The organism is Gammaproteobacteria bacterium, assembly GCA_041395445.1.
GTDB lineage: Bacteria > Pseudomonadota > Gammaproteobacteria > Xanthomonadales > Marinicellaceae > NORP309.
Genome location: JAWLAO010000006.1, coordinates 45,266 through 67,090, shown reverse-complemented (window position 1 = coordinate 67,090; position 21,825 = coordinate 45,266). Strand labels below are relative to the sequence as shown.

The 21,825-nt window shown below is 39.0% G+C and carries 17 protein-coding genes; 8 read left to right on the top strand and 9 right to left on the bottom strand.

Translation table 11 applies throughout. The features are described 5' to 3' along the window. Positions 1 to 454: 454 nt before the first annotated feature. Positions 455 to 688: a sulfurtransferase TusA family protein gene (locus R3F25_10530; GenBank protein MEZ5497240.1), complete on the bottom strand. Its 234-nt coding sequence runs from the start codon at positions 686 to 688 to the stop codon at positions 455 to 457. Here R3F25_10530 and mpl point away from each other — a divergent pair. Further along, the gene (mpl, locus tag R3F25_10525) at positions 687 to 2,093 is read left to right on the top strand and encodes a UDP-N-acetylmuramate:L-alanyl-gamma-D-glutamyl-meso-diaminopimelate ligase (protein MEZ5497239.1); all 1,407 of its coding nucleotides are present in this window, start codon (positions 687 to 689) and stop codon (positions 2,091 to 2,093) included. The genes R3F25_10530 and mpl overlap by 2 nt on opposite strands. A 140-nt stretch (positions 2,094 to 2,233) precedes the next feature. Here mpl and R3F25_10520 read toward each other — a convergent pair whose 3' ends face one another. The 3 genes from R3F25_10520 to R3F25_10510 form a co-directional block, all read right to left on the bottom strand. Next, positions 2,234 to 3,256: an efflux RND transporter periplasmic adaptor subunit gene (locus R3F25_10520; GenBank protein MEZ5497238.1), complete on the bottom strand. Its 1,023-nt coding sequence runs from the start codon at positions 3,254 to 3,256 to the stop codon at positions 2,234 to 2,236. After that, positions 3,249 to 6,329 carry an efflux RND transporter permease subunit gene (locus R3F25_10515; protein ID MEZ5497237.1) on the bottom strand — a complete coding sequence of 1,027 codons (3,081 nt, stop codon included), beginning with the start codon at positions 6,327 to 6,329 and terminating at the stop codon, positions 3,249 to 3,251. The genes R3F25_10520 and R3F25_10515 overlap by 8 nt, the downstream gene beginning before the upstream one ends. Positions 6,330 to 6,391: 62 nt before the next feature. Then, positions 6,392 to 7,222: a DUF2189 domain-containing protein gene (locus R3F25_10510; protein MEZ5497236.1), complete on the bottom strand. Its 831-nt coding sequence runs from the start codon at positions 7,220 to 7,222 to the stop codon at positions 6,392 to 6,394. 117 nt (positions 7,223 to 7,339) lie between these two features. Here R3F25_10510 and R3F25_10505 point away from each other — a divergent pair, with 117 nt between their 5' ends. Further along, on the top strand, positions 7,340 to 7,858 hold the full coding sequence (locus R3F25_10505; protein MEZ5497235.1) for a DUF4252 domain-containing protein: 519 nt from the start codon (positions 7,340 to 7,342) through the stop codon (positions 7,856 to 7,858). 76 nt (positions 7,859 to 7,934) lie between these two features. Here R3F25_10505 and R3F25_10500 read toward each other — a convergent pair whose 3' ends face one another. Next, positions 7,935 to 9,824 (bottom strand): hypothetical protein, encoded by a 1,890-nt coding sequence (locus R3F25_10500; protein MEZ5497234.1) that lies wholly within the window; start codon positions 9,822 to 9,824, stop codon positions 7,935 to 7,937. A gap of 132 nt (positions 9,825 to 9,956) precedes the next feature. On the opposite strand from R3F25_10500, the gene R3F25_10495 reads away from it, so the two are divergent. Further along, positions 9,957 to 10,406: a hypothetical protein gene (locus R3F25_10495; GenBank protein MEZ5497233.1), complete on the top strand. Its 450-nt coding sequence runs from the start codon at positions 9,957 to 9,959 to the stop codon at positions 10,404 to 10,406. A gap of 12 nt (positions 10,407 to 10,418) precedes the next feature. On the opposite strand, the gene R3F25_10490 is transcribed toward R3F25_10495, so the two are convergent. Genes R3F25_10490 through pyrF form a run of 3 tightly spaced genes read right to left on the bottom strand, consistent with a single transcriptional unit; the run spans position 10,419 to position 15,628 of the window. Next, on the bottom strand, positions 10,419 to 13,568 hold the full coding sequence (locus R3F25_10490; GenBank protein ID MEZ5497232.1) for an efflux RND transporter permease subunit: 3,150 nt from the start codon (positions 13,566 to 13,568) through the stop codon (positions 10,419 to 10,421). A 15-nt stretch (positions 13,569 to 13,583) separates the two neighbouring features. After that, positions 13,584 to 14,759, bottom strand: coding sequence for an efflux RND transporter periplasmic adaptor subunit (locus tag R3F25_10485; protein MEZ5497231.1), 1,176 nt, complete (start codon positions 14,757 to 14,759; stop codon positions 13,584 to 13,586). A gap of 47 nt (positions 14,760 to 14,806) precedes the next feature. Continuing rightward, positions 14,807 to 15,628: an orotidine-5'-phosphate decarboxylase gene (gene pyrF / locus R3F25_10480; protein ID MEZ5497230.1), complete on the bottom strand. Its 822-nt coding sequence runs from the start codon at positions 15,626 to 15,628 to the stop codon at positions 14,807 to 14,809. Positions 15,629 to 15,702: 74 nt separating this feature from the next. On the opposite strand from pyrF, the gene R3F25_10475 reads away from it, so the two are divergent. From R3F25_10475 to prmC, 5 genes are all read left to right on the top strand, one after another. Then, on the top strand, positions 15,703 to 17,040 hold the full coding sequence (locus R3F25_10475; protein ID MEZ5497229.1) for a Do family serine endopeptidase: 1,338 nt from the start codon (positions 15,703 to 15,705) through the stop codon (positions 17,038 to 17,040). A gap of 78 nt (positions 17,041 to 17,118) precedes the next feature. Further along, the gene (locus R3F25_10470; protein ID MEZ5497228.1) at positions 17,119 to 18,774 is read left to right on the top strand and encodes an ankyrin repeat domain-containing protein; all 1,656 of its coding nucleotides are present in this window, start codon (positions 17,119 to 17,121) and stop codon (positions 18,772 to 18,774) included. Between the two features lie 4 nt (positions 18,775 to 18,778). Then, entirely contained in the window at positions 18,779 to 19,330 is a 552-nt protein-coding gene (locus R3F25_10465; protein ID MEZ5497227.1) for a sigma-70 family RNA polymerase sigma factor, read from the top strand. Continuing rightward, complete coding sequence (locus R3F25_10460) at positions 19,317 to 19,787, top strand: hypothetical protein (protein MEZ5497226.1); 471 nt, start codon at positions 19,317 to 19,319, stop codon at positions 19,785 to 19,787. The genes R3F25_10465 and R3F25_10460 overlap by 14 nt, the downstream gene beginning before the upstream one ends. 55 nt (positions 19,788 to 19,842) lie before the next feature. Then, entirely contained in the window at positions 19,843 to 20,655 is an 813-nt protein-coding gene (prmC, locus tag R3F25_10455; protein ID MEZ5497225.1) for a peptide chain release factor N(5)-glutamine methyltransferase, read from the top strand. 106 nt (positions 20,656 to 20,761) lie between these two features. Here prmC and R3F25_10450 read toward each other — a convergent pair whose 3' ends face one another. Next, the gene (locus R3F25_10450) at positions 20,762 to 21,790 is read right to left on the bottom strand and encodes an FAD:protein FMN transferase (GenBank protein ID MEZ5497224.1); all 1,029 of its coding nucleotides are present in this window, start codon (positions 21,788 to 21,790) and stop codon (positions 20,762 to 20,764) included. Positions 21,791 to 21,825 lie beyond the last annotated feature (35 nt).

Sequence of the window (21,825 nt, the reverse complement as noted above, 5' to 3'; positions counted from 1 at the left end):
TAATACATGAAAGATGTTCATTACGTTTTATTAAATCTAACAACTTATTGTATATTCATCAATGCAATATTAAATATTTTGCGTATTTTTTAATGCACTCATTTTCATAGGTTTTTATATTAACATACTGATTTTATTATGTAAATTTAATAAAATTCAGTATGGCAGTGTTTTTAACCCCATTTCGCTGAGACGCACAGAAATATTCGGGAATCAAGCTTCATGCTGTCTGAGCGCACGAGTTTATGAAGCGCCGGATATTTCGAGCATCGAAGGAAGCCGAAGGCCGGGATGTCGGGGTGTCTTTTTTTGCGTTACTTTTCTTGGACAAGCAAGAAAAGTAACAAGAAGAAATTTGTTACTTTCTACGAAAGTAAGCTAGATTCCCGATCGGGGTCGGGAATGACGAGTTTGTTTTTTAGTTGCTGATATAAATTCAGCATGACTGAAATTATCAACCCTTCCTTATCCAAAACCGAAACAAGTCGTCTTTCTCTTCGGTATGAACAATCTGATGACCAAAGCGTTCGCACCAGACTTGTAAATCCAGGTCGGTATGCGGGTCGGTCGCTTCCAATAGTAGAACACTACTTGGAAGCATTTTTTTTATCGCTTGTGATGCCAGCAATAAAGGTTGAGGGCATTGTAAACCTTTGGCATCAACAAAATTATCATATTCAATTGTCATGGCGGAATTATATCATGATAAAATTCCGCAGATGAAACAAACGAAAATACATATCCTCGGAATTTGCGGAACTTTTATGGGTGGTCTGGCCGTTTTGGCTCGATCGTTGGGTTATCAGGTCAGTGGTTCGGATAAAAATGTTTATCCGCCAATGAGCACACAACTGGAAAGTCTGGGAATCCAAATGCATCAGGGATATGACAATTCAATTGATTGTATCGACAGCGATGAGTACATTGTCGGTAATGTGATGACTCGAGGAATGCCGGTGGTTGAATCGTTATTGCAGAGTTCCAAATATTTCACTTCCGGCCCTCAATGGTTAGGCGATAACTTGTTGAGAAATAAAAAGGTTTTTGCGGTTTCAGGAACTCATGGTAAGACCACAACCACATCAATGATTGCATGGGTTTTACAGGATAATGGTAGAAATCCTGGGTTTTTAATTGGAGGTGTTCCGGCTGGTTTTGAAATTTCGGCTCGAAATACGGAGTCCAAATGTTTTGTGATTGAAGCTGATGAGTATGATTCGGCATTCTTCGATAAACGCTCCAAATTTGTTCATTATCATGCTGATGTTGCTGTTTTAAATAATTTGGAATACGATCATGCGGATATTTTTGATAATTTGGATGCCATCAAAACCCAGTTTCATCACTTTGTTCGAACCATTCCGGGCAACGGCAAAATCATTCTCAATAATGATGATAAAAACCTGAAAGATGTTTTGAAAAAAGGCTGCTGGACACCAATTATTACTTTTGGCGAGAATGATTCCGCTGATATTTGGGCAAAGCCTTTAGCTGATGATTATTCAAGTTTTGATCTGTATTTCAACAATGAAAAGCAAGCGACTTTAAATTGGAATTTGACCGGAAAGCACAATATGCTCAATGCTTTGGCAGCTATTGCTGCTGCTTTGGAAGAACAAATTGCGATTACAGACGCTGTTAATTCCTTACAAAAATTTAAAGGAATCAAGCGACGGATGGAATTGATTGGTCAATCACAAGGCATCACAATTTTTGATGATTTTGCTCATCATCCGACGGCGATTGCCACCACCATTGATGGAGTTAAAAATAATAAAAAGTGCCAACGATTGGTTGTCGTTTTTGAACCCCGAAGCAACTCGATGCGAGCCGGAGCTCATGCAGAACAGTTACCCGGTTCATTGAAGCAAGCCGATATTGCATTCGTAATGACTTATCCGCAACTCAAGTGGCAACCCGGTATCAAAGAGAAGCTCACAGAGTCCGGCGTTAACACTGTGAATTCAGTTGACGAACTGCTCGAACAACTTCAAAGTGTTTGTGAATCCGGCGATACGGTGATGTTTATGAGTAACGGCGGTTTTGAGAATGCACCAAGGCGGTTTTATCAATTACTGGAAGAAAATATATAATCCGTCATACTGAGCGGAGTGGACAATAGTCCACGAAGTCGAATGTATCTTTATATTGATGCTTAGCTATAGATAATACATAGATTTCTCCATGCGCTTCGCTTAGTCGAAATGACGAGATTTTTCAGAAATCAGAAAAATCAATTAATAACCTGCACCTCTTGCTCAGGACGAATTCTTTCATTACCACGAATAATCACTTCATCACCTTCTGACAACAAGCCCTTCACCTGAATCATTTCTCCCTGTGCCATTCCCGGAATCACGTCCACTTTATGGGCTTTTCCCTCAACAACCGTGTAAACAAAAATACCGTTGTTTCTGATCACCAGAGCATCACGTGGCACTGCAATCACTTCTTGTTTTGCTTGTGTGGGAACCAGCACATTCACTGCTTCGCCAGCCCATAAATCAGTACTGTTCAACAATAATCTGACTTCAATGGTGTGCGATGATCCAGTAGCTGCAGGAACAAACTGAATGATTTCTGCGTCATAGGTTTTATTATCCAGTGTTTCTACTTTCCAGAAAGACCCTGATTGAATCTGACTTTTAAAAGTAAACGGAACATGGACGACCACTTCCAGTTTATTTGCCTGCATAAATTCAACAACATCATTTCCGGCATTGACTAATTGCCCGGGCTGCGCCAAATGACTCATCACAACACCGTCATAGGGAGCAACAATGCGTAATTTTTGCATCTGATCCAGGTGCTGTTCCAAACGAGACTGAGATTGCTTCAAATCATTTTTTGCTGTCACTAAATCAGACTTGTTTTGTTCCAGCTCTGAACTTGAAACCATATTCTGTTTACTCAAATTGGTAAGTCTGGTGTTTTCCGATGCGGCAAAATCCAGTTTTGCCTGATTGCTTTCTACTTCTGCTTCCAGCTCTTGCTTCATGAGTTCTACCTGAGTGTCAATCAAATTGACCAGCATGTCTCCGCTTTTGACTAATGAACCAACATCCGCAATTTCTGTGATAGTTCCTTTGTATTCGCTTTTTATGGTAGCAATGTATTTGGCTTCAATTGTCGCCGGTATTTTTCTTTCCGGGGCCATCATCACCTTTTCTGTTTTGGCCGTTTTGACAGGAGACGGACCGCCTTGTTGAGCAAACGATGCCGATGAAATCAATAAAAGAATAATTAATCTAAGCATTTTCTAGTTCCTGTTTTTCAGATAAATCTATGACCGAGCTGTTGGAAAACAGTTTCAACAAACTTGGCAATAGAATTAGGGTAAATAAGGTTGATAAAAACATACCGCCAACAATTACACCCGCTAGTCCGCGATAAAGTTCAGTTCCCGATCCGGGAACGAGCAATAGTGGTAGCATTCCAAAAATACTGGTTAATGTACTCATTAATATTGGGCGAATTCTTAACAGAACTGCACTTTTCACGGCTTCATCACGACTCATGCCCTCGGCCTGACCTTTTCTGGCACGATCCACCAAAAGAATGGCGTTGTTCACAACCAGTCCTAACAAAATAATAAAGCCAATCATTGTCAGCAAGTCCATCTGCTGACCGATGGTCATATCCATCAACCGAATTGCAAAAACACCTCCTACAGTAGCCATGGGAATGGTTGCAATCACTAGCAGAGAATCTTTAAAGGATTGGAACATTGCAGAGATTAACAGATAAAGAATTACAATCGCCAGCAAAAACGAGTTGGTTAAACTTTCAAGGGCTATAGTCAGAGATTCAGCGGTTCCGCGATAGTTCACCACACTGCTTTCCGGCAACATTTCTTTCATTATCGGTGATAATTCCTGCTTCAATAAATTCATTCCCGCCTCCAGTGCCACTTCATCAGGCAGCGTTACCTGCAGTGTCAATGTTCTCAGACGATCCAACCTTTGAATTTGGCTCGGACCGGCAGTCCGGGTGATTTCTGCAAGATCTCCTAAAGCCAGAATTTCATCCGACGCGGTATATAACGGAACGCCAGCCAGCTCTTCCGGTGTCAGCCACTCATCATTTCGAAGAATAACATCATATCTCCGGCTTCCATCAAAGTATTCGCCCACGAAGTTTCCGGTTCCCAAGGCTCTGACGATTCCTGAGAGCTGAGTCCGTGTCCATCCGGCTTCAGCAATGGCTCGATCATCGGGAAAAATACGCAATTCAGGCTCACCATATTCTAATGAAGGTGAGGGTCTTATTTGTGCTCCCGGAATGAGTTGCTGAATCTTCCCGAATGCAATTTTTCCAACTTCTAGAATACGTTCAAAATCACCACCTTGAATATCCACATTGATTTGTCTCGCTCCGCCGATTCCCCTGAAAATGGAGGCACGTCTTGCAAAACCAATTGTATCCGGCAGTCCTTGTAAAATCTGTTTATTAATAATATCCAATAACTCATCTACATCATCGGGGTCTTCAGCCCTGACACCAAAAAATGCTCTATCACCAAACAAGCCCAGAAAATAATTTTTTACTTTGGGTAGTTTCTCTCCGTTAATGTAAGGCTCCATTCTGCCTTTGATGACATTAACCAGATCTTCCTGCGCCGAGGAAACCGAAAGTCCTGGTTGTGTTAAAAGAAATCCAAAGCTTTGATTCCGTTTACCAGCTGGTAAATAATCTGCAGGAGGTAAAATCGAATACGCTATCAACATCGGCAAAACAGTAAGAGCCAAAACCCATATTTGTTGTTTGAGTTTTGTATTTGTTATTCTTGCTATAAAACTTGCAATTTTCTCCCACAAGTCATAGTGATGATCATCAAAGTTTTCATCTTTAATCCATTTGGAAGCGGCAGCTGGCAATACAGTCACAGCAACTATCAGTGAAACAACGACAGAAACAGATATGGTAACTGCAAGATCCGCAAACAATTGTCCCGATTCATCTTTCAGAAATATAATCGGCAAAAAGATTGCAACAGTTGTTGCCGTTGAAGCCAGAAGTGCCGCCCAAACCTGCTGAGTTCCTATCAATGAAGCAATGGTTGGCTTCAGTCCTTTTTCACGTTGCCTGACAATATTTTCCAATACAACGATAGCCGCATCCAGAACCATCCCTGTTGCAAATGCCAAACCGGCCAGTGAAATAATATTGAGTGAACGACCCAATATCTCCATAGCAATAAAAGAAGCCAGCAGACAAATGGGAATTGCCAGTGCCACAATCAATGCTGGTACCGCACGTTTCAGAAAGAACCACAATACCGCTATAGCCAGAAACATCCCCAAAAACAGATTGTTCTTAACCATTGAGATTGAGGAGTTGGTATAAACCGTTTCATCATACAACTGCTCAATACTCAGACCATTATCCTGCAGCAATCCGGTTCGCAGTTCTTCTATCATAGCCTTGAGATCGTCCATAACATCCAGCACATTCACTCCAGCTTCCGGAATGACATTCATCATCACAGCACGAGCTCCGCTTTGAGTGATTGATCCTGTCATATCCTGCATTTGCATCTTAATATCTGCAATGTCTTTGAGGTAAATCGGTTTGCCATCACGCCATTGCAATATCATATCCTGCAGATTCGTGGCATCATATTTGCCTTCATAGCGAATTGTATATTTGCGTTTCCCAATGTCTTTGGTTCCGGCAGAAATATTATTGAATGAGTTACTAAAACCTGAGATTTGAGTGAGGTCCACTCCAAGAGTGGCTGCCTTAAAAGGATCAAAAGTAATTCTCAATTCAAACGGCCTGCCTCCAAAAGAGTTCACAGCCGTAACACCATTGATTTGTTCGACTTTGGGCACGATATTATCATTGACAAAGTCCTGATATTCAGCAATATCCCGATTATTGCCCGGCAGTGGCTTCATGGAAAACCATGCAATAGGACTGCCTCCAAACCGGCTCGCTCCCAAAATCACTCGGGGCTCGGTAGCATCAACCGGATAGGAAGGAACCTGATTTAAGCGATTAATCACCTCAACCAGTGCACGTTGCATGTCCATATCCGATGCAAATTCCAAAGTGACACTGGCGCTGCCCGCACTTGCCGTTGCAGACAATTGTTCCAATCCCGGTAAGCCTTGAAACACTTTTTCCTGAGGCTCCAGAATTTCAGATTCTATCTCTTCCGGTGCTGCTCCCCGCCAGGCCGTATTTATACCGATAGCGGGTCTTTCAACATTGGGAGCCAATTGTATCGGAAGATGTGTCAGACTGATATATCCGAAAATCGCCACCAAAAACACACCCACAGCGACGGCAACCCGGTTATTTAAGGAGCTTTTAGTTAGTTGCACTTATTTGAACTCGATTAAAGCAGTTGATTATAAATAATAACATTCAATTGTTGACTATGCCATTAGTCATTATCTTTGTTTTTTTCTTTGTCAACTTTATTCGGTTGTATCTTACCTAGTCCCGGTCCTAACTCCCATTGCTCCGCATCAATGACTTCACTATAAGCATGCCATGAGGCGTGTCCAATGACCGGTAAAAATATTGCAAAACCGATAAAAGCGGTTGCGACCCCCAACAAAATTATCATTACAATTGTCAAACCCCACACGGCCATGACAAATTTGTTTTTCAATACTGCATTAATGGAAGTTAAAATAGCAGTCACTGCATCAACATTTCTATCCATTAGCATTGGAATCGAAAAGGCTCCGATACAAAACACGACCATTGCGAAAATTGCACCCACAGCTGTTCCTATTCCCAAAAATTTGACCCAATCCATAACATCCATACTCGACATGGACGGGAAGAAAATATGAACCATGCTTGCTGCTCGCGCCCAAATTAGAAAAACAATTAAAAATATAAATGCCAAAACCATTTCGTTACCGAAATATTTTTTCCCTTCTCTCAAACAGCGTAAAAACATGGGTTTTACGTCATTGTTGAGCTGACGACTGATTGAATATAGACCAATGGCAATTGCCGGCCCCATAAAGAAAAATCCGGCAATTAAAGCAATGGCAAGGACAATAGAGTGAGCATTATAAGCAATATAAGTGATTAGCAAGCTAACCAACATCATTACAATTCCATAGGTTAGACTTAGTCTTGGTACTCTCTTAAAGTCATACCAGCCCTTTTTGAGCCATCTGGCAGGAGCGTCCATATCCACATTTCTACAAGGTGCAACCAGTGGTTTTATATACTCTTTGTTATCATTTTCAGACATTATTGAACCCTCTTTTTTCTTATAAATCTTACCAAAAAAAAAATAAATTCCAAGCAAATAGTAACTTTTACAAAGCCACACCGTTATTTAGGTAAGTTTAACCAATGAGAAATAATTATGAAAAAAATACTAGCCTTCTTTATATTGACATTATCATTCACTGCCTTGCATGCTAAATCCTTTGTGGATGATATCAGCAAAGCGATAGGAAGCGACCCCCAGGTTAACATTAATCTCGGAACAGGTATAATCAGCACAATTCTTTCATTCTCAGATGATGAAGAAGCAAAAAAAGTAAATGATTTTTTATCCGGACTGAGCAAATTGAGAGTTACAGTTTTTGAACTGGATAAATCAAAAAATACAAAAAAGCTCACCTCATTAGTGAAGTCTAAAATTGATGATTTATTGTCAAAAGGATATGAACAAATAGTTACAGTCAAAGAAAGTGATGAAATGGTTCATATTGTTGCTAAAGTCAATGGTGACAAACTGGAAGATGCAATGGTCATTGTTTTGGAAGAAAACGATGAAATGGTTGTTATTGATATGCAAGGAACTTTGGATTTAAAACAACTTTCAAAACTGAGCAAGAATTTCGATGTCAATCTGAATGGAGTTATAGCTGATAGCTAAAGATTAGTTATATACATCTTTCAAAAAAAACCAGGAAAATTCCTGGTTTTTTTTGTATTTAAAGTAACCTTTTTGGTTAGGGGATAGATGCACAGTCCACGGTGAAATTCACATCCTGATTCAGACCCGTACCTGTTATCGATTTAAAGTTTTGTTGATTAATAGTCCCTGTATCGGTTGCTACGATAATACAAGTTCCTGCACCACCACTTTCCGCTTCAATGGAAACGGTAAAATCATTGTTTTGGAGTATCTGACCAATATTATACACCCCATTTAAAGTGATTGGTTCATATGCAATACTTTGTGCATTTTCTTCCAGCCTTAGACTAAACCCCTGGAAGCTAGGAAGATTTTGAACTGTCGCATAAACTTGATATTCCGGAACCGGCACAGAAATTGTAAAGTTCTTCACAACTGACAAATCATCCCCTCCATTTGTAGTTCCTCCGTCATCTCTCAGCTGAACTGAAATCGAAGCCGTTCCGTAATGTCCTGAAACTAAACTAAATTGTAACCTATTGGACTCAGGGTCAATTGTTACACTATGACCGCCGATATCTGAATGAATAATTCCATCAGGATCATTAGCAATTGAAATCAAGAACTGGCTTGTTTTTTGATGAGTTTCGAACGAATTTCCATAATCAATGTTAGTAATGAAGTTATCCAAAGAAATGGCTTCGGGTGTATTTGAATCGTTACATGTCACTTGACCTGTAAGGCTATCAACACTATTATCGACACAGACAAAACTAAAACTTGGCTCGTCATTAATTGGGTTGATAACCAAACCAAATACATGTTGCGTAGTAGTGATTTCATCATCGGCAATAATCGTTATTGTGGCAGACTGAGTTTCAGTATTGGCATCAGGATTTGGTACAATTTGTATGGACCTGTCTGAACCACCATTGTGAGTTATGATAATATTAGAAGGCGAGTTAGGAATCACATTAGGATTAGATGAAATCGCTGTTACTTCAATATCTGCATCATTCATATTTGGATCGCTAACAGTAAAATCAACTACTGAGCTTCCAGTATCTTCATCAAAAGCATTCATAGATGAAAAATCAATAGTCGGAGCTATATTAGTCGTTGTTTGAATGATTTTGTAGGATACATTATTAAATGGAATTGTATCTGTTGCATTTTTTACAAACGCCGCAGCTAACATTTCAATAGGTTCGCCAACGGTTCCTCCTGGAATCTCTACAGTTCTTGAAACACTTATCACAAGCTCTTCGCCAGAGGCAATAAATGCATTCTGCAGACTAACCAAGTCATTTCCAAATGAAGCATCTCCACAGTTAGTAGCCCCTAATGTGGCAGCACCTGCATTACAAGTCCAATCTGCCCCTCCAACCCCAGAAAAATAGGGTGAACTTGGAACAAGATTATAAAACTCTTCAAAGTTTCCGGTTACATCTACAAAACCATTGTTTCTAACAACATACCTATAAGAGAAAACTTGTTGATTAGCGACAGAAACTATTTCAGGAAAAACAAATCCATCAGAGTCTTGTAGTTCAACTTCCAGGTCATTCAAAGCATCTTCAAATCCTGTCATCAAAATTACATCGTTATGCATTCCTGTTTCCGTTGCACATTTTATTGTTCCATCAGTATTAATCGAGACTTTATTTTGAGATGGATTATAGACAGTAGATAAAACTGCGTTATTGGCTGTTTGAATTGGTAAATCATTGGAGTCAGTGGCATCAAAGACAATTTGAGAGGCCGAACTTCCCACACTTGAACAGACAATTGGAACTCCTGCCTGAAAACCGACTTTAGCCGGCGAAGGAGCTTGATAGTTATAGGTCACATTCCCAATAACATGCAAATCCTCTGATCCGTTAAGCGAAACTTGAACCGCACTTGACGATCCTGTAAAAATCACAGAAAAAAGTGTGATTTTTGAGATTCTGCTGATATATGAATGAATTTTCATATTTTTCATAATATTAAATTGTTTTTAAAGGGTTTTAATTAACGTTTGCACGCATTTTATCTTCTTTTAAATTTTACTGTGTTAAAAGTTCGTTATAGGGGTTAAAATATTTGCAGATTTTCAATAAAACAAGAGGATTTCATGAAAAAAATTGCAACATTGCTTCTGATTCTACCATTTTTTGCTCTTAAAGCTGAAAATATTTTTGATAAAATGGATGATAAAGATGCTATAAGTACTGGAATTTACAAACTTTCTGATGATGAAAAGGAAGCGTTAGCGAAGTGGTTAAAGCACTCTGAAAAAGAAATCATAAAGAAAGAAAGACAAAGAAACGTAGGTTTTGACCCAAGCACCAGAGAAAGAGATGCTATCTATTCTTATGTTGAAGGAGAGTTCAATGGTTGGCAAGGTGATGAGGTTTTCAAATTAGGAAACGGACAAACCTGGAAACAAATGGACAACGGTACAACATTCTACATTCCGAAAAGAACCAATGCAGAAGTTGTCATAAAACCAAAATCCATGGGAGCATGGTATCTCTACGTTACCGGTTATAACAAAGGGGTCCGCGTTAGAAGAATAGAGTAAAACTTTCGAGTTTTACTCTATAAAACCTACTTCATTAATTTGCTTTGAACGATTTTTTCTAGTTTTTAATCGATCCAGTATCACATACCAGACAGGGATTAATAGCAGAGTTATTACTGTTGCAAATAAGATACCGAAAGCCAGTGATATTGCCATAGGAATAATAACTTTAGCTTGGAGTGAGGTTTCCATTAACATCGGAACTAACCCAAAAAATGTTGTTAGCGAAGTTAATAAGATCGCTCGAAATCTGTGAGTTCCGGCTTTCATTGCCGCTTCCAGCGTTGAATGACCGGTCAACCTGTATTTGTTAATGAAGTCAACCATCACCAAAGAGTCATTCACAACCACTCCACCAAGAGCAATCACACCGAATATCGAAATCATACTCATGGTATATCCCGTTATCCAATGACCAAATATCGCACCGGTCACACCAAAAGGAATCACCATCATAATAATCAACGGCTGTGTATAGGATTTTAACGGAACAGCCATCAGCATATAAATAAACAACAACGCAATCACAAATCCTTTCATCAATGAAATCGCCAGTTCAGCCATTTCTTTGGAAACTCCATCGGCAGCCGATTTAACTGAAGGGTATTTTTTCATCAACTGACTAACAAAACCACCTGGAGCTCTCAATTCGGACATTATTGAATTAGGATCAACCAACCTTAAATCCGCATCTCCTGTAATTGTACTGGCTCGTTTGCGGTCAATTCGGGTAATTACATCACTGGCTTTGCCCAAAGTAATATCTGCGACGCTGGTAATTGGAATAGCCGTTCCGTCTTTTAAACGGATACGCATATTATCCAAGGTTGCCATTGTTTCTCTTTCTGCCAAAGGATATTTCAACATCACTTTGACTTCGTCAACTTCGCGTTGAATCCTTTGAACTTCCTCTCCGTAAAAAGCCTGTCTGACCTGATTGGCCAAATCCCTTTGAGTTAACCCTAAATTTCGACCTCTTTGCTTGAGAGTTAATTGAACCTCATCTTTACCCTCTTTCATGGAATTACGAATATCAGTCACTCCGCTGTACTCGCGAATTTTGTCGGCCAACTCAGCTGATGCCATGCTTAATTCTTCAATGTTATCCGAAGTCAGCTTGAATGCAATTTCAGGACCATCTCCGGGACCAACTAATGAGCCATATGCCAAAACTTCCGCTCCGGTAATTTGACCGACTTTTTCTCCCCAAAGTTTTAAAACTTCGTCACCGTTAAGAACCGCACTATCATCTTTAATCAACTCAACGACAATTCGTCCATCCAGTTGGTTTTGTTTCACAACAGACATGTGTTCAACAACCAAACCTTTGTCCTTACCATTTTTTGCGGAATACTCTTTATCAATGTCTAAAACAGCTTGTTCAACCAAAGCCAAAGCAGCTTCGGTGTCTGAATCGGATGTTCCTTCAGTCATTTGAACCTGTGCAAACAAGAAATCCGCCGTAAAAGCAGGATTCATCACAAAACGAACCACTCCGGTTTTCACCATGGCTATAGAAAGAACAAAAACACACAGAAACACAAGGCTCGATAAATAAGGTCTTCTGACCGCTTTGTGTAGAATCGGTTGATAAATCTTTTCAATGAAGTTATCTAAAACACGATTGACTCTACGTTGAATTCTTAACAAAAATCCCGGATGGTCAGTTCCCATATCCTCAACTTTCATGTGAGCCAGATGAGCCGGCAAAATCAATTTAGACTCAACCAGAGAAAACAGCAAATTAAGAATCACCACCCAACCAATAGCTTCAAAGAAACTACCAAACATCGTTCCAACAAACAACAAAGGTACAAAAGCAGCAACGGTCGTTAAAACTCCAAATGTCGCAGGTAAGGCGACTTTTTGAGCTCCTTTCACTACACTTTCGACCGAATGTCCTTTGTGCTGAACTTCTTTATAAGCACTTTCACCAATAACAATGGCATCATCAACAACAATACCCAGCACCAGAATAAAACCAAAAAGGCTGAGCATATTGATGGTGATACCCATATAACCCATCACCATGAAAGTTCCTAAAAATGCAACCGGCAATCCAACCATCACCCAGAAAGCCACTTTCATTCTCAGAAATAGAGTTAAAATCAACAATACCAGAATTGCACCAAGAAAAAGGTTCTTAGTCATCAAATCAATACGTCCATTGACATAGTGAGAAATATCCGACCAATGCGCCATTTTGATTCCTTCAGGCAATTTGCTTTGCTTTGCAGCCACATAACCTTTCACTTGATTGGTCACATTGATAATGTCATCATCACCAATCGCATCAACGCGAATCGAAATGGTTTTTAACCCGTCAAAAGTAGCAAAACGGGAAGACTCAGCAAATCCATCGGTGATTTCAGCAATATCTTTCAGTTTCAGAATTGTTCCATCAGCATAGCTGCGAACCACAATTTCGCCAAAATCATCTTTCGTATCCGCCTGACCCAAGCTGCGAAGCAACACATCGCCTTTATTGGTTTTAACAGCACCGGCGGGCAAATCCAGAGAAGATGAACGAATAGCCAAAGCGATTTCATCAAAGGTCAGTTGATATTTTCTCAGAGTGTTTTCGCTCACTTCAATCCTGACTTCCAAATCATTCGCACCAACGACTTCTGCTGAAGAAACTCCGTAAAGATCATTGATTTCATCACGAACATCCATGGCGTAGCTACGAAGTTGCTTTTCATCAACGTCTCCGTACAAGGAAACAAAGATTGCCTGCATTTCAATATCAATTTGATTGATAATTGGTTTCTCAACCTGCTCGGGAAAGGAGTTAATGCCATCAATTTTGTTTTTAATGTCATTGGTGACATCACCTAAATCATAAGCATCATCGACTTCAATAAGAGTTGTTCCGACATTTTCTGAGGCTGTACATGTGAGTTTATCAATTCCATTCACCGGTGATAATGCTTGCTCTACTTTCAAACAAACAGCTTCTTCCACTTCTGAGGGCGATGCTCCGGGAAAAGCAACGGTCACATTCACCATGTTGATTTGTGTGGATGGAAACATTTCTTTACGAATGGAAGATAAAGAGAACAGTCCGACAATAATAATGATAGCCATCAGCAAATTAGCTGCAACCGGATTGACCGCAAACCAATAAATCAGACCTTTACGCCAGTTTAGTATTTCTTTCATAGTATAGAGTCTCGGTTATAGGTTTGGGTTCGTATCCAATTTCAATTTGCTACCTGATTTCACGCCGGATAATTTGGTTGTGATGATTTCACTACGACTCGTCAATCCACTTGAAACATAAAAATTTTCCTCATCCGAATGAGCTATCTCCAACTGCTTAATTTCCAACTCTGATTGAGAATTCAACAAATAAACCTTATTACCAAGCAACACATAATCTCTACTCACAGGGTAAACAGAATTCAATGTTTTACCGGCAAATTCAACATTTACGAAACTATTAAAACGCAATGGAATATCGTTTTGTGAGAACGGTTGATTCACCTCAATAATGGCATAATTTAGCAATGTTCGAGAGTCTCTTTGAGCTTCAATATGAGCCACTTTGCCTTGCCAAGTGTTGTTATTTGTTTCCTCGCTAGTGATGGTTACAAGAATTTCATTGATTAATGTATTCAACCGGCTGTTTTGCATTTGTTCATCAGACAGTGCGATTTTGATTTCAGCAGTTTCAATAGAAGCAATTGTTGCCAGCGTCATGCCAATATTGACAAATTGTCCGATATCGACACTTTTACCAATAATAACTCCATCAAAAGGAGCTTTGATGCCGGTTTTTTCCAAATTACGCTGTGCCAGCAACAAATCAGCTTGTGCACCGGCAAGAGCCGCTTTTGCACTATCGACTTGTGGTAAATTCAAATTCAAAGCTGATGGTTCACCTTTTTTACCATACTTTCCCCAGTCAGATTTTGCCAAATCAGATTTTGCTTGCTCCAAATCCAATGCAGCCTTTTGAGCAGCCACATTAGCTTTCGCACGGGTGATTGCCAATTCATAATCTCGAGGATCAATCTGCACCAACACATCATCTTTTTTAAACTGACCACCATTGGTGAATTGCGGAGCCACATAAGAAACTTTTCCGCTGATTTCTGAAGCAAAACTGATTTGTGTTTTTGGTAACACCATGCCTTCAGTAACAATTGGCACCACATAATCAATCGGTTCCACTTTAATCGTTTTCACGGTCGGAATGACAACTGCGTCTGCTTTTTTCTCATTGACCGGTTGTCTCATTTTCATCAACATGATAAGTACAACTGTGATTGCTACCACAATTAACACAGGTATCAATGAGCTTTTTTTTCTGCCTCCGGTTGGAGCAATTATAGGACTATTTTCTGACATGGTTTTTTCTTTAAAAAGTTGTAATTTTAATATGTTGATGAAATGATTCAAATAGACCAGAAGTCATTTATTTGTCGGTTCAACTCTTCACAAGCCATTGAAGCTCTGCTTTTGTAGTTCTCTTGACTGTCCCCGGCAAAAATAATTCCTCTGGAACTGGAAATAATCAACCCGGAATGCTCCGAATTTTTTATCAATCCACTTTTCAGAGTGGCTTCAACATCGCCACCTTGAGCACCTATTCCGGGAATCAACAACGACATATCGCCAACTATCTGACGAATTTCAGCCAATTCCTGCGGATAAGTCGCTCCAACCACCAACAAAACATTGTTATTAGAGTTCCATTGGTTTGCTGCATTCTCAGCAACTTGTTGAAATAAAAACTGACCATTCTCCAGTTTTAAGTTTTGAAATTCATTAGAGCCACCATTGGATGTTTTACAAAGTGCAATCACACCTTTATCTGCATAATCTAAAAATGGTTGCAACGAATCCTGACCCAGATACGGATTGACTGTGACTGCATCCGCTTGATATCTTTCAAAGGCTTCCAAAGCATATCTTTCAGCGGTCGATCCAATATCTCCGCGTTTAGCATCAAGTATCACCGGAACATTTGGATAGTTATCGTGAATGTATTTGATTATTTCTTCCAGTTCATTTTCTGCTGAAAGTGCCGAAAAATGAGCAATTTGTGGTTTAAAGGCACACACTTTATCTGCAACAGCATCAACAATATTTCTCAACCAAATCGAAAGTTCAACACCTAACTGATTGATTCTGGAGATATCAGGATCTAATCCAACGCAAACTAATGATTGATTCGATTTTTGACAACTGTATAGTTTCTTGATGAATTTATTCATTCGACAGCTTGATATTTTCAAACAGGGACTTATTTTAACTGAACTTTATTGCTATTTGTTAGACTATTAAAGTTATGAGACAAATTATTCTAATATTCGGTTTTATTTTTTCTGCCAATATTTTCGCAGGATTGCCAACAGAAGTTGATGGTATCAAAGTTCCGTCTTTAGCTCCAATACTGCAAAAAGTCACGCCGGCAGTGGTTAATATTCACTCAACATCCAGACAAAAGATTAATAGTAGAAGCCAATCTTTTTACAGCTGGTATTACGGTTTACCAAACTATCCTCAAGAACGTGTGACTCAATCGTTGGGCTCAGGCGTGATTGTGAATGCCGCAAAAGGCTACATTCTTACCAATAATCACGTCATCGAAGACGCGGATGATATTCAGGTTTCCTTACAGGATGGCAGAAGCCTTACCGCCAAATTGATTGGAACCGATGAAGGAACTGATGTCGCCGTGATACAAATTGATGCGGATAATTTATCCGAACTCAAACTGGCAAGTTCTGAAACGATGCAAGTTGGTGATTTTGTGGTCGCCGTTGGAAATCCATTCGGATTGGGTCAAACCGTCACCTCAGGAATTGTTTCCGCATTAGGTAGAACCAATATTCAGGGCTTAGGCTATCAAAACTTTATTCAAACCGATGCCTCAATCAACCCCGGAAATTCAGGCGGTGCATTAATCAATCTCAAAGGTGAACTTGTAGGAATTAACACCTCAATTTATTCTCCAAGCGGAGGAAATGTCGGAATCGGTTTTGCCATTCCTTCTTCTCTGGCAGAAAGAATCATGAGACAACTTGTTCAACACGGACAAGTTCGTCGTGGCTCATTAGGCGTTGAAGTTCAGGATATTACAGAGAATCTGGCTCGGGCGTTTAACCTGGTCAAAAACAGTGGAGTGATTGTTACCAATGTTGAAGAAGATTCACCGGCTCATATTGCCGGTCTAAAACCCGGAGATATCATCACTCACTTGAACAATACAAAGGTCAGTAATCAACACGACTTTGAAAATCAAGAAGGCTTATTTGAACTGAACACTCGCATAAAAATCAACTATATTCGTGATGAAGATGAAGATCAAACGACTGCCAGTATCACAACTTTTGATAGAAAAGAATTCGATGGAGATGAACTGCATTCAGGATTGGAGGGAGCTCACTTCGTCAATCTTCCGTCACGATTGAAAGACACTTACCAAGGTGTTTTAATTGATGAAATTCAACGAGGAAGCCCAGCCTGGAATCAAGGATTAAGAAGTGGAGACCTGGTGACCTCAATCAATAAAAAGTCCGTTAACAACCTCAAACAGGTAAAAAATATCCTTGATAATTCAAAAAAATCACCGGTTCTGAATATTTATCGAAATTATCGCAACTATATTTTGGTGCTTGAATAAACTAATTTGACAATCTAATAGACATTGAGTGGGTAAAAATTTAATATAACGCTTGTTTTATCGACTCAATGTTTGCTGGTGAATAATTCACAAATCGACCATATCTTTGAATGTTGCAAAAAAGGTGACACTCAACAGCTACTGGATGCGCTCAACAGCATTGAAAATACCCATATCACCGACGACAGAAAAAATTCTGTTCTGACGCTTGCCCTAAAAAATGGCCACTTCCCAATGGCAAAAGCCTTATTGGAGAACAATTTCACATTCCATCAAGCTGAAAAACCACTACTTATTTCAGCCTGTCAATGCATGCAGGATGATATTTCAGGGATTTCCATGATATTGAACGTATTTGATGACGTTAATATTCAGAATGAACAAAAGCGCACCGCTCTGATGACTTCTTGCCTGATGGGACATGAAAATAAAACCAAAAAGCTCATTGAACAAGGAGCAGACTGTAATATTCAGGATTATTCCGGCAATACGGCGTTAATTGATGCCGTGCATTCAAGAAACAAAGATTTAGTGCGTCTCATTATCGAACAAAACCCCGAAATTGATCAAACCAACAATAACAAAGAAACAGCATTAATTTTAGAACTTAAACAAAAACAGCCAATTGATGATATCGTCAAACAATTATTAACTGCCGGCGCTGACCCCGAACGAGCTGATAAGGACAGTAAATCTGCTTGGTTAATTGCCAAACAAAAACACCCTAAAATTTCTCGTTTGATTGAAACTCACTTAAACTCCATCAATCAAATTGAGTTACCCTTTTTTACCAACGATTATCAATCTGAAATTTCCACTCCAAAAGCCGAAAAAACTGAATCAATATCCAGAACTGAATCGACAGAGGAAAATAAAACAGTTGTTCCAAATGTTACAGCAGAAGATGTTGAAGCAGCCATTGAACAACAAACTGAGAATGACAAAGACCCTAAATACGTTCTCTTTGAAAAACTCAAACAAACTGTTTCTAAAAAATCAAACAAGCAGGAATGGTTTCATGCCGCTAAAACAGGAAACTTAGGCGGCCTTAATCGAATGATTGTTGAAGGTATTGATGTCAATTGTCGTGATGAAAATGGTTGTACAGCATTAATACGTGCCAGCGGTCATTCCAGACGAGCCGTTGTTTCTTTTTTAATTCAACAGAATGCTGATATTGAAGCGAAATCTGAAAATGGCAGCACTGCATTATCATCCAGTATTATTGGTAATTGTCGTCATGTTGCCGGGTTATTATTGGAAAACGGCGCCAATCCGAATGGTACCGGACCGTCCAATTACAACTACGTTACCATAGCAGCCGCCCAATGGAATGATTCGTTATTAAGTATTTTGTATCGTAATGGTGCGGATATCTTTTTTGAAAGCAAAAACCAACAAAACCTGCTTCATGTGATTGCCATGGGTGCCGAGTATTACAGCAATATCAATAGTGCCAAAAACTCCATCCAGTTTTTAATGGATCACGGTATGGATATTAACGCCAAAGATAAAGAAGGAAACACTCCTTTGATGATTTTATGTGGAGTACATAAATTAAAATATGCCGTAGATGACAGGAATATCGCTTCAATTGTTCATTTTATGATTCGAATGGGAGCCGCCGCTGCCATGACTAACAACTTAGGAAAATCGGCAATGGATGCCACTCGAAATCACAAGCTCCAGCAAACAAAAGGAGTGATAATGAACGCTCTTTCATGGAATAATTAAACCAATGGGACTGAGCAAAGCACAAATTCATCGTATTTTTGCCGAACATCATGAGCATGTTGTGAAAGCTGTCGCTGTGCTGCGTCCTGATGTTAAAGGAGTCACTGCCGAGGATGTTGAACAAGAAGTCAGTATTCGCCTGTTAAAATTAATCGAAAGTGACCGAGAAATTGAAAACATCTCGTCTTACATATACAAGATTACGGCTAATGTTATTATCGACTTGGCTCGCAAAAACCAAAGGCATACCAACGAAACTCAAATGCCTGAAGAAGCGGACGAGGACAATTACAAACCCGATTTACAGTCTGAGGAATTGGGACCTGAAAATATATTAGCCAATGAAAAGCTCATGAAGCTGATAATGCAAGCAATAGAAACTCTGCCGGAAAGCAGAAGAATTGCGGTAAAGCTAAGACTTCAGGGTTTTTCAGTCAAAGAAATGTGTGAGATGACCGGTTGGTCATTTTATAAAGCTGAAAACCTCTCCAAAAGAGCAATGGCAGCATTAAAAGATAAACTTGTTAGTTTAGGAATAGATTATGAAATTAACTGAAAAACAACTTGCTGAAATGTTTCAAAAAAGTCACGATAATTCTATCAATGAAAGTACTGACTTTTTATATGATTCTGCGGAGTTATCCAATACAAGATTAGCAAATGTTGAGAAAATTGCTGACAACACTCAACTCAGTATGAGTTATCAAGTGATTAACCAATTACAAGATTGGTCAGTGGCTGTCGGTCAATCTGTTGATTTGAAACTCAAACCCAAATTTACAACTTCATTCTTGTCATGGTTCAAACCGGCATTGGCAACTGCTGCGGTGGTTACGGCTGTCTATTTTGTCACTCCCGAGTTAGATCAGAAAAATCCAATCAATAATTCTTCTGATGTGATTATGTTTTCAGCCAGCTTTGATGAAAAAAGCGACAAAATAGTCACTCTTTCATTCGATAAAAGTTCTTCAAAACCAGCTAAAGACATGATTTCAAAAAGTTCTTTTGGTTAAATTGAATTAAAACCTTATCTTTAAGGCTGGTGTTATCCAGCCTTTTTTATTTTCAATGTCAACACATCAACCTTTAAAATACTTTTATCAAAACACCAAATTAGAGAAACGCGAAATTGATTTGGTAATTTGTCATGTTCTCAAAATTAATACCGCAGAACTATTTATCTGGAATAAACAGCTCGAAGAATCTCAGATGAACCAAATCCTAGAATTCATAAAACAAAGAGAAAACGGCAAACCTTTAGCTTATATCACCGGTCATAAAGAGTTCTGGACACTGGATTTAATCGTTAACGAACACACCTTAATTCCAAGACCTGAAACTGAACTGATTATTGAAACCGTTTTAGAGTTAACTGATGATAGTTTTGGCGGAAATATTCTGGATTTAGGAACCGGAACGGGTGCCATAGCTTTAAGCATTGCTAAAGAAAGACCACATTCTCAAATCACGGCAATCGATTTTTCAAATGATTGTGTAGAAATCGCTCGCAAAAACCAAATTCACAATCAAATTCACAATGCAAAATTTTTGCAAAGCAACTGGTTCAGTAATTTAGACAATAAACAATTCGATATCATCGTATCCAACCCTCCTTATATTGAAGAAAACGACCCGCATCTACAAGATCTAAAATACGAACCTATAACTGCTCTAACATCATCTAATTATGGCTTCAAAGACTTGTTTCAAATAATCTCAACAGCAAAGAATCACCTAAAATCAAACGGATATTTGATTCTTGAACATGGTTATAATCAACACCAACAGGTGACTGATTTTATGAAATATAATGATTATTCTGATATTAAAACCCTCAAAGATTTAGCTTTAATACCCAGAGTAACGATGGGAAGAGTCTAACATTGTTATGTTTGTTTGTGCAAAAAACCTCCCGGTGAGATTTTTCACGCAAACTATTATGGATGATGGAGAGTATCAGGACGATAGCAATAAAAACAACATCACATCATTCTATAATCCCACACTCCAAGTCAATTCGCTTTTGCATTTCTTTGGTATAAAGACATTGCCCGTTTTCTTCTATCAGCAAGACCTGTGTTAAACCCAGATTTTTGATAATCGTTTTCCGGTCGATATCTTCAGCAATAATTAAAGCGGTAGCTGCTGCATCAGCGAGGGTTCCGTTTTTTGCTATAACAGTTGAGGATATAATGTTTTCAATTCCATATCCGGTTTTTGGATTAATAATGTGAGCGTATCTTTTGCCATTGAATTCTTTATAGCGTTCGTAATTACCGGAGGTGAAAATTGATTCATCACCTTTAACTTCAATGACTGCTACAACATCTTCTGAGTTGGGTTTTCTAATTGCCACTTTCCAGTCTTTTTGTCCTTTTTTACCTATACTTCGTAGATCTCCACCGGCATTGACTATAGCGTTTTTAATATTGTGTGTTTGCAGAATCTCTATGGCTCGATCAATGGCATGACCTTTTGCCACTCCTCCAAAATCCAGCCAAATTGAAGTGTTTTTACTACTAAATAAGTTTCCATTAACAATCAAATCCTGCATGGTTGGAGTTTCTCTGAGATATTCCTCAATTTGAGATTCAGTCGGTGGTGGCGTAGTAATTGGGTAATTATCAGTGTGAAATCCCCAAAGATTTATCAGCTCACCAATTGCAGGGTTGAAATAATTTAATGATTGCTTGGATAATTCTTGGGTTTCCTGCAAAAACGCTGATTCATAATCGGATAATTTGATGCTTTCACCTTTCCTCAGAGATTGATTGATTTCTAGCAAGCGCCCAGGTTTCCATGCATGCCATTGATTGTGCATGGAATTGAGCATGGCTTCTACTTTCTCAAGGGCGGTCGATACCTGATTTTCATCATCATCCCAAATGAGGACATCAACGATTGTGCCAAAGATGAAATACTGTTTCTTAAATAATCGCTCTGTTTTCTGTGAACACGAAACAAGTGATAAAAACAGAATAATCGCGAAAAGTTTTATTTGAATCTGAAAAATCATCGGTGTATTTTAGCGATAAAAATTTTTTATGAAAA

Coding starts and splice junctions, on each gene's coding strand:
- mpl (MEZ5497239.1), top strand. CDS start 687: ATGGCGGAATTATATCATGATAAAATTCCGCAGATGAAACAAACGAAA.
- R3F25_10530 (MEZ5497240.1), bottom strand. CDS start 688: ATGACAATTGAATATGATAATTTTGTTGATGCCAAAGGTTTACAATGC.
- R3F25_10520 (MEZ5497238.1), bottom strand. CDS start 3,256: ATGCTTAGATTAATTATTCTTTTATTGATTTCATCGGCATCGTTTGCT.
- R3F25_10510 (MEZ5497236.1), bottom strand. CDS start 7,222: ATGTCTGAAAATGATAACAAAGAGTATATAAAACCACTGGTTGCACCT.
- R3F25_10505 (MEZ5497235.1), top strand. CDS start 7,340: ATGAAAAAAATACTAGCCTTCTTTATATTGACATTATCATTCACTGCC.
- R3F25_10500 (MEZ5497234.1), bottom strand. CDS start 9,824: ATGAAAAATATGAAAATTCATTCATATATCAGCAGAATCTCAAAAATC.
- R3F25_10495 (MEZ5497233.1), top strand. CDS start 9,957: ATGAAAAAAATTGCAACATTGCTTCTGATTCTACCATTTTTTGCTCTT.
- R3F25_10490 (MEZ5497232.1), bottom strand. CDS start 13,568: ATGAAAGAAATACTAAACTGGCGTAAAGGTCTGATTTATTGGTTTGCG.
- R3F25_10485 (MEZ5497231.1), bottom strand. CDS start 14,759: ATGTCAGAAAATAGTCCTATAATTGCTCCAACCGGAGGCAGAAAAAAA.
- pyrF (MEZ5497230.1), bottom strand. CDS start 15,628: ATGAATAAATTCATCAAGAAACTATACAGTTGTCAAAAATCGAATCAA.
- R3F25_10475 (MEZ5497229.1), top strand. CDS start 15,703: ATGAGACAAATTATTCTAATATTCGGTTTTATTTTTTCTGCCAATATT.
- R3F25_10465 (MEZ5497227.1), top strand. CDS start 18,779: ATGGGACTGAGCAAAGCACAAATTCATCGTATTTTTGCCGAACATCAT.
- R3F25_10460 (MEZ5497226.1), top strand. CDS start 19,317: ATGAAATTAACTGAAAAACAACTTGCTGAAATGTTTCAAAAAAGTCAC.
- prmC (MEZ5497225.1), top strand. CDS start 19,843: ATGTCAACACATCAACCTTTAAAATACTTTTATCAAAACACCAAATTA.
- R3F25_10450 (MEZ5497224.1), bottom strand. CDS start 21,790: ATGATTTTTCAGATTCAAATAAAACTTTTCGCGATTATTCTGTTTTTA.